General features: G+C 48.1%; 2 protein-coding genes (1 of these 2 running past the window's edge). Both read left to right on the forward strand.

Annotation, left to right across the window (positions count from 1 at the left end):
• A complete protein-coding gene (locus tag CWC29_RS00425) occupies window positions 1-9,927 on the forward strand; it encodes a non-ribosomal peptide synthetase/type I polyketide synthase (RefSeq protein ID WP_138523901.1) in 9,927 nt (3,308 codons plus the stop codon).
• Window positions 9,927-16,791, forward strand: the 5' portion of a protein-coding gene (locus tag CWC29_RS00430) for a non-ribosomal peptide synthetase (protein ID WP_138523903.1). Its footprint extends 2,963 nt past the window's final position; only the first 6,865 of its 9,828 coding nucleotides appear in the window; its start codon is at window positions 9,927-9,929; the stop codon falls past the right edge of the window. The genes CWC29_RS00425 and CWC29_RS00430 overlap by 1 nt, the downstream gene beginning before the upstream one ends.

Below are 16,791 nucleotides of genomic sequence, written 5' to 3' on the forward strand. Positions count from 1 at the left end.
ATGAATACAAATATTGTTACTATACTCGCGGGTTTAGCGCGTACTCGATCTCAAGATATTGCCTATCAGTATTTTTACGATGAGGCATTACCAAGTAAAACCATTTCCTACCAAGAACTACATGAACGTGCAGCATCCATTGCTGAGACATTGAGTGAATATTTTGAATCGGGTGACAGAGCTTTGTTACTGTACAACTCTGGATTTGAATTTATTGAAGCCTTTTTTGCTTGTTTATACGCAGGGATCATTGCGGTACCGGTTTATCCACCCAAGAAGAATCAAAACGTTGATCGTCTGCGCGCTATCATTGAAGACGCAGGTGCCAAAGGTGCGCTTACCAGTGAAAAGATTAATGAAATCGCCAAGCCATTGCTTGATTCTGAGCCAAGCCTAGCGCAGTTAGCACTATTTACTACCGATAACATTGCACTTAAATCGACCACTCAACAGTGGCCTCGAGCGGACATTCATGGTGGGCAACTGGCATTTTTACAATATACCTCAGGCTCGACGGGCACACCTAAGGGCGTAATGGTAACCCACGACAATATTCTTGATAATCAGGCGCTCATGAAAGAAGCGTTTGGTCATGATAGCAACTCTTCGATTGTAAGCTGGTTGCCTCATTTCCATGATATGGGACTGATTTTTGGCATTATGCACCCAATTTACATCGGTGCGACAGCTGCGCTGATGAATCCGGCTTATTTTCTGCAAAAACCACTGCGTTGGTTAAAGCTGCTTTCCCAAACCAAAGCTTTAACGTCAAGCGCGCCAAACTTTGCCTATGACCTGTGTGTGGACACCGTCAAAGATGAAGACCTTAAAGACTTAGATTTGTCCCATTGGCGTTCGGCATTAAATGGCGCAGAACCTGTGCGTGCCAGCACGTTAGAGCGCTTTTATCAAAAGTTTAAAGTATGTGGTTTACAAAGAGAGAGTATTGCACCTTGTTACGGCATGGCAGAAACCACCTTATTTGCAACCGGAGGGCGGCTTCTAGAAAAACCAAGGATATTACGTATAGATGCGACCAAGCTACAGCAGGGTAAAGCCGAACTAGTCGCAGATGAAGACGTAGTAGATGTATTTTATGCATTCGATGTGGCTGATGACCAGCAGCCTTATTACGCCGTATCTTCTGGCGTGAGTTGGGGCGAGCATCGCATTGCGATAGTTAATCCAGAGTCTTTTGAAGCCTGCAATGATGGTGAAACCGGAGAAATTTGGGTAACTGGCCCAAGTGTAGCAAAGGGGTATTGGAATAACCCAGCGGCAACCGAGGCTACGTTTCATGCCAGAATTAAAGGTGCTGACCAGCGAGATTACCTTCGTACTGGTGATTTAGGCTTTATCCAGCGTGGGGAATTATTCGTTACAGGACGCGCCAAAGACGTACTTATCTTCCGCGGTAAAAACTACTACCCGCAAGATATAGAACTAACGGTTACACAAGCAAGCGATAGCTTAGAACAAAATGGCGGTGCGGCGTTTTCGGTAGCTTCCAATGGCGATGAAGAACGTTTGGTGATAGTACAACAGGTAAAGCGTACTGCACTAAGAAAGTTAAATGCAGAGCAGATATTGCAGCAGATCACTGCTGCGATCGTTGAGCACCACGGCATTACGCCTTATGACATCGTATTGATAAAACCCGGTCGCATTCATAAAACCTCGAGCGGTAAAATTCAGCGCCAAGAGAATAAGCGCAGTTATTTAGCCAATAATTTTGAAGTAATTGCGCGTGCCCGTGAAGAAGCTACGCCACAACAAGCTGAGGCGCCATCATCTTCGTCGTCACTACAGCAAATTCAGCGGTTATTACAAGAGTTAGTCGCACAAGAAATAGATAAGCCCGCGCGTAGTTTGGATATCGACGCGCCATTCTTGGCGTTAGGTGTGGATTCGATGAAAGCGGTGCGGATCTCTGGGGAGTTAATGGAAGTACACGAGCTAGACCTTGAGCCTACGGTACTTTACGAATATCCCTCAATTCGCGAACTAGCCCAGTATTTGAGTCAGTTTAGTACGCTTACTCAAGCCCTAGGAGAGGCAGAGCTTAACGAGTCGAAAGGTGCCACTGAGCAAGCGAATAAGACGCAAGCTTCTCGCCGAGCTGAAGATATTGCGGATACAGATATTGCCGTGATTGGCATGGCCTGTCGTTATCCTTCAGCAAATGGATTAGATGCATTATGGCAGCTGTTAAGCCAGCAGGGCGATGGGATCACCACGCCAGATCCTAAGCGCCAGCAGCTTTGCCCGAATCTTGAAGCCGACCGACTCGGTGGCTATTTAGAGAATGTCGATGAGTTTGATGCTGCATTATTCGGGATCTCGCCACTCGAAGCTAAGCATATCGACCCACAACATAGATTACTGCTCCAAACGACTTATCACGCCATACAACATGCCGGTTACCAACCCGCCACGCTCGCAGGCAGCGATATTGGCGTGTATGTTGGTATATCGCAAAATGACTACTTTTTATTGTCGCAACAACAGCAAAAAAGTACCGCGTATTTAGGCACAGGCACAGCACTGAGTATTGCTGCAAACCGCATTTCTTATAGTTTTAATTTTACCGGCCCAAGTGTGGCAATTGATACTGCGTGCTCGTCATCGCTGGTGGCGCTTCATCATGCAATTCAAGCACTAAGAAATGGAGAAACGCATGCGGCGTTGGTGGCGGGCGTTAACCTTATTCTGAGCGATGATGTGACTAAGGCCTGTGAAAACGCTCAGATGTTAGCAGCAGACGGCCATTGTAAAACCTTTTCACAGGCAGCGGATGGCTATGTGCGAAGTGAAGGAGTTGGGGTGGTGATGCTAAAGCCGCTACAACAAGCCATGGCAGACAACGACCCGATTGTTGGTGTACTCAAAGGCAGTGCAATTAATCAAGACGGCCGCAGCAATGGCATTACCGCGCCAAATAGTGCCGCGCAACAGGCTGTGATCAATGCCGCCCTTGATAATGCTAAGATGCAGGCGGGAGATATCCACTATGTGGAAACCCATGGCACGGGTACGGAGCTTGGCGATCCTATCGAGATCACAGCATTAAACCGCACGTATGGAGAACACCATAGTCGTCATGATCCGGTTATTCTCGGTGCGGTAAAAGCGAATATTGGTCACCTAGAGTCCGGTGCGGGTATTGCTGGGCTTATCAAAACGCTACTGTGTTTACAGCATGGGCAAATTCCTGCACAGCGCTATAGTGAGGCGCTCAATCCGCATATTCCATGGCAAAAGCTCCCATTTATGGTGCCGCAAAACATGCAGACATGGCCCGTACAACAGGGGGGAATCAGAGCCGCTGGATTAAGCTCTTTTGGTTTTGGTGGTACTAATGCCCATGTGGTCTGCGCACAAGCGCCTGTGCCTAAACCCGACATGCAAGCTGAAGTAACACCGCCTTCGTTTTATCTATTGCCTCTGGCTGCTAAATCAAAAGCGGCATTGCAGAAACTTGCTGGTCACTATAGTGAACGATTGTCGAGTTTGACTCCTCAAGCATTTGATGACTTCTGCGCACAAAGTGCTGAGCAAGTACCGCTTAAAGGTATGCATAAAACGTTTAGTGGTGTGAGTAGAGAAACACTTATTTCGCAACTTAATGTTCCGATTATTGCCGAACAGTCTTCGGCAAATGCTGCTCCAGAAGTTGCGTTTTTGTTCACCGGACAAGGTTCGCAATACCCCTTGATGGCTCACTCTTTATATCAACACCACGCAGTGTTTCGCAGTCACTTAGATGAAATTGACAGCCTGATTGGCGAGCGCTTTGGAGCACGCCTGTTGGATGTGTTATTCGATGAAAAGCATAGTGAACTACTGGCACAAACCCGTTGGACGCAAGTGAGCTTGTTTGCCGTCGAATACAGTTTGGCAAACTTATTGATGCATTATGGAGTAAAGCCATCTCAGCTGCTCAGTCATAGCGTTGGTGAGTATGCAGCGGCTTGTATTGCGGGTGTGTTCTCGCTTCGTGATGGCGTTGAGTTGATTGCAGCGCGTGGTCAACTAATGCATGAATTACCGATAAAAGGCAGCATGATCGCCGCAAGATGTGATGAAAGAGCCGCACGTAATTGCTTGAGCGAGACTCAGGGGCAAGTGGTTATCTCAGCCTTCCATGGTGAGGCTGGGGTCGTATTCTCCGGTGCTGATGAAGCAATCATAGCCCTCAGTGATGTGCTTGCAGCACAGCAAATTAAAGTAAAAGCGCTGCATACGGCAAACGCTTTCCATTCTCCACTGATGAACCCCATGCTACACGCCTTTAGGAAAGTCGCTGAACAGGTTAGATTCCAACAGCCTCGGCTGCCTTTTGTTTCATCCATGACGGGGCAAGTGGAGTCTACACTTATCGCTACGGCCGAGTATTGGGTTGAGCAAATTATGGCACCGGTTCGCTTTGTTGACTGTGTAACTGCGATTGAGTCACTAGAGCATGGCTTAGCGATTGAGCTTGGTCCCAAACCTATTTTGAGTGGCTTACTACAAGAAAACAGTAATAACAAAGCGCTCAATTATGCCCATGTATTGCACCCCAAAGGCGATGACTGCATGAGGTTCGCCGAGTGTTTAGGCACATACCTTGATTTAGGCGGGGCGCTCGAATGGCAACAGGTGTATGGCAATCGCCCGAGCGCTAGAGTGAGTTTGCCGCAATATCCATTTGATTGCAGCTCATACTGGGTTTTTGGTACTGAACAATCACAGCCCGAAGCTCTGACTGTGGTGGATACAAGTGACCGTGATGCTCAGATCCGCAGCTTTGTGCTCAATACCTTAGCGGGACTCTTGTCGATGCCCGCTGATGCTATCCAAACCAACCTCCCGTTGCTAGAAATGGGGGTTGATTCGTTGATGATCATGCAGGCCGTTAGAGTGTACGAGCGGGAATTCGGTTTAGAGTTTAGTGTTCGCCAATTTTATCAAGAGCTCAGCGATGTCGATAAGTTAGTGGCCTATATTCAACGCCATAGTGACTATCTCAAAGTGCCGCAAGGTTCACAACAAGCTGGCAGTTTGCCATCACCTGTATCGATAACGAATGATACGCCAAAAGGTAGTGCAGTAGAGGCTGACAACCACACGCTTGTCGCTATCTATCAGGCGCAATTGCAGGCGGCAAGCACAGTGACCAACGCTGAAGCGAGAGCTGCGTTAGAAGCTGTGGTGGGACAGCAGTTACGCCATATTCAGGGCGCGAAAGTTGAAAACAGTGCAGTCACCTCGACAGCAACTGTGGTATCAAAACCCCAGCTGAGCAGCGCTCAATCAGTATTACCAGGCGCACAGCAAAAACAAGTGCAGCATGCCAATAGCAGCCCAGCCATACGTCAACACCTTGCTGCATTGAGTGACTCTTACATTGCGAAAACGCACAGTTCAAAAGCGCTAGTGAGCGAATATCGCGCACGCCTTGCGGACTGCCGTGCGTCGGCGGGCTTTAGACTGTCGAGCAAAGAGCTACTTTATCCGGTATTTTCTAAGCGCTGTGAGGGCGCATATATCTGGGATATTGATGATAATCGCTATATTGATATCACCATGGACTTTGGTACTAACTTATTTGGTCATAATCCTGACTTTATCAAAGCTGCACTGGCGCAGCAGCTTGAAGCCGGGATGCAGTTGGGACTGGCAAGTCCCGATGCGCCAGAGGTCGCCGCACTTATCTGTGAGCTGACTGGGCTTGAGCGAGCATCGTTTTGTAACTCTGGTACAGAGGCGGTCATGACAGCGCTACGCCTAGCAAGAACAGTGACCAAACGCGATAAAATTGTTCAGTTCTCAGGTGCGTACCATGGGCACTATGATGGTACTTTAGCAACTGAATCGCCAGAGCAAGGCGTAGAGGCAATGTGTGCTGGAGTGCGCTACGGCGCAATCGCCGATAACCTTGTCTTACCTTATGGTGATGATGAAGCGCTTGAGATCATTACCCGAGAGGCGCAACATATTGCCGCGGTGATTGTTGAGCCGGTACAAAGCCGTCATCCTGAAAATCAGCCTTGGGCGTTTTTACGTAAACTACGTACGCTCACTGAAGCACATGGTATTGCCCTCATTTTTGACGAAATGATCACTGGCTTTAGAGCACATCCCGGTGGTGTTCAAGGTTTGCTTGGCATTAAGGCCGATATGGCAACCTATGGCAAAATCGTCGGTGGTGGTATGCCTATTGGTGTGGTCGCGGGGGCCGCTACCTACCTTGATGCCATTGACGGAGGAAATTGGCAATACGGAGATGATTCCTACCCTTTGACCGATACTACCTTCTTTGCCGGGACTTTCTGCAAACATCCAATGACCATGGCGAGCGCCAAAGCGGTGTTGCAAGCGATTAAGTCGCAAGGTCCAGCGTTACAACAAGGGATCAACGACAAAACCGCGGCATTTAAAGCACATCTCAATGCGTTTTTTGAAACCCATGACGTACCCATTCGAATAGAAGCGTTTGCCTCATTATTCCGTTTTCGCTTTTCGCAAAATCTTGATGTGTTCTTTTATGAAATGCTAGAGCGCGGTGTGTTTATCTGGGAAGGACGAAACTGCTTTTTCAGCGCCGCCCATACAGATGAAGACATTGCAGCGGTGATAAACGCAGTTGAAGCTAGTGTACTTAGCTTAAAACGTGCGGGCTACTTTGGTGAAGCGAGCCAAAGTGATGACGATGCTGCATTTCCACTTAGCCTTAGCCAGCAACAACTATTAGCGATGGCGTTGACCTCAAGCGAAGGGGCGAGTGCATATCAATTACAAGCGACGGTAAAACTCTCTGGTAAGCTCGAGTTAGCGCGGCTGCAACAAGCCGTTACCACGGTCTGCCGCGACTTCCCAGTCTTGCGTTTTGGTGTCGATAGTGAGCGTTTAATGCAATATTGCCGAGTGGAAAAAGCCGAGCTGCATGTTGAGCCATGGAGTGAGGACGACCAAGGAACATTGCAAACGCGGCTATCCGCACTGCGTTATCAACCGTTTGACTTTGCAAAAGACCCACTTTGTAGAGTGACGCTGTTGAGTGATGGCAAAGCGCAACACTATTTAAGTGTGGTGGCCCATCATGTGATCTGCGATGGCCTTTCACTACAAATGGTGCTGGAAGCAATCGCTGAGCGCTACAATCAAGATGTAAAACAAAATGAGACGTCAAGCCGAGCGGTCTCCTTTAATCACTACGTTGATAGCTTACAGGCATATTCGCATTCACCAGCAGCTGCAAAAAACCAAGCTTTTTGGCATCAATGCTTAGCCAGTTCAACACCACTTGAGCTACCAAAATCAACGATGGTGAGTGCGGCTTCATACCAAGTCAATCAGCTCACATTACCCATTTCGTCGAGTGCAATCCGAAACACAGAGACCCTTGCCCAGTCTTTACGCTGTGGGCAATTTGCAACCATGCTTGCACTTTATTGCTTGTGGCTACATAAGTTAAGTAGTCAGACGGTGATAAGTGTCGGTGTGCCGGTATCAGATAGGCAACGACTGGCATCGCAGTTTGAGCCTGAGTTGCTCGACCAAGTCTTACTGGGCTATTGCACCAATATCTTACCCATTGTGGTGGATATGGCAGGTCTTAGTACTATCGGTGAGCTGGTACAGCGGGTGCAAAATACCTTACTTGATGCTTTTGATCACCAAACCCACCCGTATGCAAGCCTTGCCGATGAACAGCTAATTCTACCTAGTACTTTGTTTAATCTAGATAAAGTTACTACTTTGCCGAGCTTTAACGGGTTAGAAGTTGAGGTACAGCCAAGTGTCGCTAAATTTGGCCAATTTGAACTGACGACAAATATGACCTGTATTGCGGGACAGTGGTCACTGTTAGTGGAATATCACACTGCGCAATTTGATACTGAATTAATGACCCAGTACGTGGCTAAGTTTGTCCATTTGCTATCGCAGGTTCAAGGCAACACACCGATAGGGGCTCAAAATGAGTTGATACAAAGTAGTGATGATGTGTATCGATTGGTTGAGTTACCGCTACAGCAAGAAAAATCGGTCAAGGCCGCGACGAGTTTTGTTGAAACGTGGCAGCACAATGTGTCGCGCTGCAGCGGGCATGTGGCGCTGGTAGCCGACGACATGAGCCTCAGTTATGAGACGCTAGATGCGCGTGTTAACCAGCTCGCTCACTACTTGATGAAGCAGCAGGTAACGCCCAATAGCATCGTGGCGGTGGCATTACCACGCCGAGCTGAGTTGCTGATTGCACTCATGGCGGTGATGAAAGTGGGGGCGGCATTTTTACCACTTGATCTTACCTTTCCTGACGAGCGCATCGCGCATATTTTGCATGATGCCAAAGTGAGAGTTGTGCTGTGTGATGCCACCGGTGCGGAGTTTGCGTTATTCAATCATGGTGGTTTAAAGCGAGTCTGCATGGATAGCGATGCGGAAGAAATTGCCAAAAGTTCGACTCGCAGCCCAAGCTTGCTAATTCAAGCTCAGCAGCGAGCGTACGTGATTTATACCTCAGGTTCTACGGGCCAACCCAAAGGCGTTGAAGTCAATCACGGGGCATTTGCTAATTTGCTTGCATCTATGTGTCGCGAGCCGGGGCTGGTGGCAGATGACCGCTTATTGGCTATCACCACGGTGGCGTTTGATATTGCCTTGCTAGAATTGTTTGGACCATTACTGGTTGGTGCGTCTGTGGTGCTGGCAAGTGATGAAAGTATAAGCGATCCTGCTGTGCTTGGCGCGCTTATCGAGCAGCAACAGGTAACTGTGATGCAGGCAACGCCAACGTTATGGCAATTACTGCTAAATGCGGCGCCAGCATGTACCTCTGGCATCAAAGTGTGGAGTGGCGGTGAGCCTTTATCTCAGGCACTGGCCGCGCAGTTACTTAGTCACAGCAAAGCGGTTTATAACTTATACGGGCCAACCGAAACCACGATTTGGTCGGCGGTGGCACATATCGACAATGCCGCAGAGGTAACCATTGGTAAAGCGATACAAAATACCAGCTTATTTGTGCTCCCAACCGAGTGTCATGGTGAAGGGTTGCCTTTACCCGATGGCGTATGGGGCGAGTTATACATTGGTGGCAGTGGCGTTGCTATGGGCTATTTACATCAAGCGGAGCTGACCCAGCAGCGCTTTATCAATCATCAATTTAGCACCTCAATTAGCCGCCGTTTATACAAAACGGGAGACAAAGCGAGGCGTTTAGCTGATGGTCGCTTTGAAGTAAAAGGGCGCTTAGATAACCAAATTAAGCTTCATGGTCACCGTATAGAGCTTGGTGATATTAGCCATCATTTGGGGCGGATACTCAATAGCAGTGAAGTCGATGTTTGTGTGCAAACACTAGCAACAGGCTCTTGTCTATGTGGGTATATTGTTGATGATGGTGAGTTATCTACCGAGTGGTCTTCGCCTCGGCTGCGCCAAGTGCTTGGTGAGTGGTTACCAAGTTACATGGTGCCTGAGCATTTTGTTTGGTTAAGTCAGTGGCCGATGACGCCAAATGGTAAGCGCGACCGAAAAGTACTGCCAAAGCCAGTGGCAGAAAAAGCCTCAGAAATATGCACCTTGGCTCCCCGCACTGAAACAGAAAAACAGCTGCACCAGCACTATATCTCGCTACTCCCTGTTGAGCAGTTGGGCGTCACAGCACGTTTTGTGGATAGCGGTGGCAATTCGGTGATTGGTATGCAGTTGGTATCAAGACTCAACCAAGCTTTCAATATTAAATTGACCATTGGCGACATCTTTGAGCATGCCTGTATTGCAGAGCTTGCCGAATGTATAGAAGCGCTGAAACAAGCCCATGATGCCATGGCGCTGGAAGCGCAAACTCCAAATGTAGAAAAAGTCAGTGATATTGTGAGCGATCGTGATTTGAGCGCTGCACTGAGTGATAAATCCATGACGGAGATGGACTTGTAATGATGGATAACTTTGCAATAAAACAGTGGTTAGATGAGCTTGATCGTCAACAGATTTATGTTTATTTACAGCAGGATAAATTAAAACTTAGAACACCGCTTGGGCAGGTGCCTGAGGGTATTCTGGATAAGATAAAGACGCACAAAACTACGCTTATCACCTACCTTCAGGGGCAACAAAAGCAATCTACCGCGCTATCTGCTGCGCAGCAAAGAATGTGGTTTATTGATAAGTATGAAGGAGGCACCGTGGCATACAATATGGCTGGGCTCGTTAAATTATCGCAGCCATTTTTAGTCACGAACATTGAACAAGCCTTGAACCGCGTGGTAGCTAAGCACGATATTTTAAGAGCAAGGTTTACCACGGTTGAAGGGAAGGTAATGCAGCAAATTGAACCTGCTGAGGCGATGAAAATTGCTGTGATTACCGTGGATGAAGAAGCGCTACCCAATCAGCTACCAGAGTCGATTAAACAGGCTGTACGGTATCAGTTTGATCTTGCCAACGAGTCGCTGCTGCAAGTGACGGCTTTAGTGAGTAACTCTCATACTGATTGCCGCTGGTTACTCGTTAACATGCATCATATTATTAGTGATGGCTGGAGCGTGACTGTATTTATCAACGCACTGCTGTATGAGCTAACAGAGATGTGTGTTGAGCTTCCCGATTTACAGTATGTTGACTATGTGCACTGGGAGCAGCAATTAAGACAATCCCCAGACTATCAACAGCAATTGGCCTATTGGACTGAGCAGTTAGAGGCATTTACACCGTTTGAATTACCCACCAGCTATCCAAGAAAAAAAGAAAAGCAGTACCAAGGTGGCACAGTTCGTTGTTCGTTTAACGCAGAACAAATACAACGATTAGATAAAGCTTGCCACAACGATGGCGTAACACACTTTACTGCCTTGCTGGGCGTGTTCTACATCTTGCTTTATCGTTACAGTGAGCAAGCTGATATTACCTTAGGGGTGCCGGTTGCAAATCGCCAGCAAAGCGAGTTTGAAACTATGCTTGGCTGCTTTATTAATACCTTGCCATTGCGAATGCAGATAAACGGTGAACACTCCATGAGTGAGGCGATTAAGGCACTACAAGGTCAAGTGTTGCAAGGGCTTAGTAATCAAAACGCTGCCGTGGAAGACATCATTGAAGCGCTAGAGCTACCCAAATCCGCAGCGCATTCCGCCTTGTTCCAAGTGTTATTTAACTACAATGGTGTGGCCAGTAATAAGGTGTCGGTAAATAACCAATTAGAAGCCGAGTTAATTGCCCTAGATAATGGCACTGCGAAATTTGATTTAACCCTATCTATTGATGATACAGATGATGCCCTTGTGTGTGACTTTGTTTATGCAACAGGGCTTTATAAGCATGTGCTTATTCAGCAATTTGCCGATGATTATTTGGCACTCGTCCAGTGCTATTGTGCTAAAGAGGCGCTGCCGATTGACGACTTGGTGCTCAAATCAACGAACGTACCGACAAAGGCGGCGGATATCAATCACAACATCAGCCAGCCGGCGCTGGTGCTACAAGCAATCAGAAATATAGCGCAAACTCAAGGTGATGCGATTGCAGTGGTTGTGCCAAGTACCAATGGCGAAGCATCACGCACCCTGACGTATCAGCAGTTGTATGCCCAAAGTTTGCAAATTGCCAACAACTTAGATGTTCCAGCGTCAATCATTGCGCTGATAACTACGGGTGATATGAGTGACATTGTCACTATGCTTGGCGTAATGCAAAGTGGCCGCGCGTATCTACCTATTGATGGCAATATGCCCACTGCAAGAGCGCTACAAATGCTAGGGCAAGCTGAGTGTAATACGGTGGTAGTAAATGTCGAAACGCCTCTTTGCCAAGCGCTACATGAAGCTGACATCCAGGTTATTAAATATAGTGAGCTGAACCAAAACAAAGGAGCGCCGCAGCAAACTTATTCACCAAGTTTTGATGATAGCGCGTATGTGTTGTTTACTTCTGGCTCCACTGGTGTGCCCAAAGGGGTTGAGATCAGCCATGGCGCGCTGAGCCACTATTGCAGCAGTATTGCGGCGAGATTGAGTTACAACCAAGATACGCGAGCGGGCGTGCTCACAGGACTTGCCACAGACTTATGCTTAACGGCTGTGTATCCGGTGCTTACTCATGGCGGCACTGTGGTGCTGACTCTTGCAAACCAAGCCCCAGAACCGGCCCTAATCGCAGCCAAGTTAGTGGCTGAGCAAGTTAATTTGATTAAATTAACCCCTTCTTTTGCCTCGGTGCTTTTGCCTCAGTTTTCGGAGCAAAAGCCCGCCATTTCGCAGTGGGTGTTAGGTGGAGAAGCATTAGGTGAGCAGCTTGTTGATAGCATTCGCGCGCTGACGCCCGAGGCGCGTATTTTCAACCATTATGGTCCGACGGAGGCTTGTGTTGGAGTGATTTGTCATGAAGTGACAGACAGCAAGCTAACCGGCCACAGTTACCCAATCGGCACGCCTTTGGCACATGTTACCACTTGTGTACTCAACAAACAGGGGAAGCTAACACCCGCAGGCATGCCCGGTGAGCTCTATATTGGCGGGCCGAGCCTCGCCAAAGGGTATATAAATGCGCCTTCAGAGACCGCAACTCAGTTTACAAGTAGCTTGCAACATAGTACCCAATGCACCCGTTTTTATCGCAGTGGTGATGGCGTTAGGCTGAATGCGAGCGGCGAGCTTGAATTTCTCGGTCGAATTGACAAACAAGCGAAAATTCGCGGTTACCGCGTTGACCTTAATGAAATAGAAGCTGCACTAGTAGCGCTTGATGAGGTATCGCAGGCAGCAGTCGTGGTGCGCAAGCTCGGCAAACAAGATGCCTTGGTTGCTTTTGTGGTAAGTGTTGATAGCAGCCAGTGCGCCGCAACTAATCTGCGCGAGGCTATCCGTCAAGGCTTGAAGCGTCGCTTGCCTGAGCCGATGATCCCAAGCTGGATAGAGCTTTGCCAACACTTACCCACCCTGAGTAATGGCAAGTCAGACCGCCAACAATTACAGTCTTTGGCATTAACTTCTCAAAGCCAAAGTAGTGAGGTGACAAGTGCGTTGCAGCGACAGTTAATTGCGCTCTATCAAACCTTAACAGGCGCACCAGAAGTGAGGCTGCACGATAGCTTTTTCAGCATTGGTGGTCACTCTTTATTGGCAATGCAATTGCTCAATGAGCTAAGAACTCAGCTCTCAGTGGAGGTGAGCTTAAAGCAAGTATTTGCCAATCCGAGCGTATTTGAACTAAGTGAGATGTTGGCTAACTCTCAGTCGCAGTCGTCTTTACCAAGTCTACAGCCTGCGCCATCACAGCCCAATTATCCTTTGTCATTTGCACAGCGGCGCTTATGGTTTGTTGATCAACTGCAAGGACACAGCAACCAATATAATCTCCAGGGCATATTCCAATTAAAAGGTAAGCTGAATGCTGAGGCCTTAGAGCAAGCCTTTATTACTGTGATTAAGCAACATCCGGTCTTGGCGCTTAATTACCATCAAAATGCGCAAGGAGAGCCATATCAAAGCGTTAATCTTGATGCTCGATTTTCCTTGGTTAAGCACGACTGGACTGATAAATCCGCTGAGCAACAAGCGCATGCGTTAGAGCAGGCTATCGCAGAAGATTACGCAACCAGCTTCGATTTAAGCCGTGATTTGATGCTACGCGCCAGTCTTTATCAGCAGCAAGCCACGCAGGCTACCCTTGTGATCACCTTACATCATATCGCAGCCGATGGTTGGTCTATTGCTTGTTTGAGTGACGCGTTAGGACAGGCATACAAAGCCGCGCTCAGTGGCGACACCTCAACATTGCAAGAGGTGCATTATGTTGATTATGTAATGTGGCAGCAGCAGCTGGAGCAGAGTTCGCTATGGCAACAAGAGCTCGATTATTGGCGTATGCAATTACAAGGTCTGCCCAAGGTGCATGAACTACCGCTTGATTACCGCAGAGAAGCAACAACTTCTGCGCGCGGCGCGTTAGTGATTGAGCCCATACCAGCAGCGCTGGTCAGTGCGCTTCGAGCGTATCAAACTCGCTCAGGGCAAACCTTATTTGTGTTACTGCAAACGCTATTTTCCTTGTGGTTAAGCCGCTTTTCTCAACAGCGCGACGTGGTTGTCGGGACGCCGGTATCAGGGCGTCATCTTAAAGCATTTGAAAGTATGATTGGTAACTTTATCAATACCTTAGTGCTTAGGAGCAAGTGGAGCGAAGACACCACCTTTATCCAAGCACTACAGCAAACTCAAGGCTTACTAAACGACGCGTTGCAACACCAACATATTCCCTTCGATGTGTTAGTGGATGAGCTAGACATTGAACGCTCAAGCACTCAACATCCGCTGCATCAAATCGTGTTTCGGGTAAATAATCAGATAAATGAAAACCTTACGCTAGAACAATTGGAAGTGACGCCTTGCCAAAGTAAAGTACGCGGTGCCAAACTAGATTTGGAAGTTGCAGTGATAGACGAGGGGGATGTACTCACCGTTGAATGGCTTTATGACAGTAACTTGTGGCAAGAAGCGAGTGTAGTTAGTTTCCATCAGCAGTTTTGTTATGTGTTATCGCAATGCCTTGCAGAGCCAAATGTCCCGTTGTCAGCATTGTCATTGTGGCCCGCTGAGCAGCAGTTAGCGCTATTAAAACAGCAGCAAAGTGTTGCAGTAGAAGTGACAGAGCAACAGCCATGGGTGGCTCAGTTTAGTCAGGCAGCTCTTCAGGCTCCACTACAGACTGCGGTGCGCATGGGAGAGTTCACTTGTAGTTATCTCACCTTAGAAAAATGCGCGAATCAACTTGCTAATAGTTTATTAGAAATGGCATTTGCCGAGCAAAGTCGCATTGCTATTTTACTGCCGTCTTCGAGTTACATGGCGGCTGCGGTACTGGCAATATTAAAAGCGCGCCATACTTATGTGCCAATTCATCATGACACGCCAACCGATACCTTAGCCTATATCATGAATGATGCAGACATCGTATTGACGCTGGCGCTAAGTGAAGATGCCGAGCGTTTGATTGAAGCAGGGAGTGACTTTTTGTTGCTTGATGATTTGTTCGAAGCCGAAGGGAACTTTGCGTTTTACGATACCAGTTTGCTGGTAGATGAAGACGCTGCTGCATTTAAAGAGGCCGAGCTTGCTTATGTTATTTATACCTCAGGTTCAACCGGGCAGCCAAAAGGGGTGCCTATTAGTCATGGCAACCTCAATAATTATCTGCGCTTTGCGTATCAGCGCTACCTACCACAATCCGGCGATATAACCAAAGCAGTACTTAGTACACCGCTGGCGTTTGATGCGACGGTAACCGCCTTAGTGCCTATTTTAATGCGAGGCGGAGAGCTTGAGCTGCTCCCCACGGGCGCTGAATTGTTGCCTGCATTACATGAACAGATTTTTGCCGCGACGGAAGCTAAATTATTCAAGTTAACACCGGCTCACTTACGCGCGGTATTGGCATTAAGTGACGCACAAACTTATAGCAATATTGCTCACCGATTTGTGGTTGGCGGTGAAGGGCTGAGCGCAGCTTTGGTCAATAAGCTGATGGATAAGCTCCCTAATGCTCAGTGGATAAACGAATATGGCCCAACTGAGGCAACAGTCGGCTGTAGTATCTATGCTGTAAGCCGTGAGTCGCGCCACTTGTTAGGGAGCCATGAGGAAGTGCCTATTGGCCATGCTATCGATAATATGACCCTTGCGGTAGTCGATGAGTTTGGTCAGCTGGCTTTACCTAATATGCCCGGAGAGCTTTGGCTTGCGGGAGAAGGGGTGTGTGAAGGTTATATTAATCTCGCGAGTGTGACGCAAGCACGCTTTGTTGAGCAAGCGGTGCCTGCGTCTGGTATTTCAAGCATGCGTTGGTATCGCAGTGGCGACAAGGCAAAGTGGCAGGCGAATGCGCGCGCAGAGGCTGACTACCTTTGTTATTTGGGGCGGTTAGATGAGCAAGTCAAACTGCGCGGCTACCGTATTTCTCTTGTGGCAATCGCCCATCAAATCGACGCGTTGACGCAAGTAAAAAGCTGCGCTGTGAGTGTTGATGAAGCGCAAGAAAGCCTAGTGGCTCATGTGGTCTTACATGACGAGGCTAAGCTCACACTTGTGCAGTTGCGCCAAGCTTTATCGCAGTCGCTGCCCAGTTACATGTTACCTGCCGCGCTGGATGTCGTTGCTGATATTCCGCTGACTGCAAACGCAAAAGTAGACAAGCAAGCATTACAGTTAGCCTATCAGGCACAGGCGAAAAGCCAAGAGGCCGCTGAGATAATTGATGGGTCTAAGCTCACAGGTACACAGCGTTATTTACTTGAGTTATATCGTGAGCTACTGCCGAGTCAAGTACTGAGTATTAACGACAGCTTCTTTGACTTAGGCGGGCATTCACTGCTTGCCATAAAAGTGATCAGCCGAGTGCGCAGTGAGCAGCAGCGAGATATCACCTTGCCACAACTCTTTGATGCGCCAAGTATTGCAGCGTTTGCTGAAGTGATAACCGCAAGTTCGATGATTGCGCACAGCAATACCATTGAGCCGGTATCAAGAGCCCAAGCGTTACCCCTTTCTTTTGCTCAGCAGCGTTTATGGTTAATCGACCAGTTACATGAGCAAAGTCTGCAATACCATATGCCAGCGAGCTATTGGTGTGAAGGTGCCTTAGATATTGACGCTTTAACGCAAGCGTTAAGCGCGATTGTTGCACGTCATGAAGTGCTCCGTACGGTCATCGTTCCTGCAAGTGGTGAGCACGGTGCTGTGCAGCAGGTTCGTGATCAAGTAGCCTGTCCTGTGGAATTAGTGGATTTGTCTGGGCTGAATAACGCAGAGC

Origin of the sequence: Pseudoalteromonas galatheae (assembly GCF_005886105.2) — a bacterium.
Taxonomy (GTDB): domain Bacteria; phylum Pseudomonadota; class Gammaproteobacteria; order Enterobacterales; family Alteromonadaceae; genus Pseudoalteromonas; species Pseudoalteromonas galatheae.

Bases quoted from the DNA above. Each gene is read 5' to 3' on its own strand.
- CWC29_RS00425 (WP_138523901.1), top strand. From the start codon at position 1: ATGAATACAAATATTGTTACTATACTCGCGGGTTTAGCGCGTACTCGA.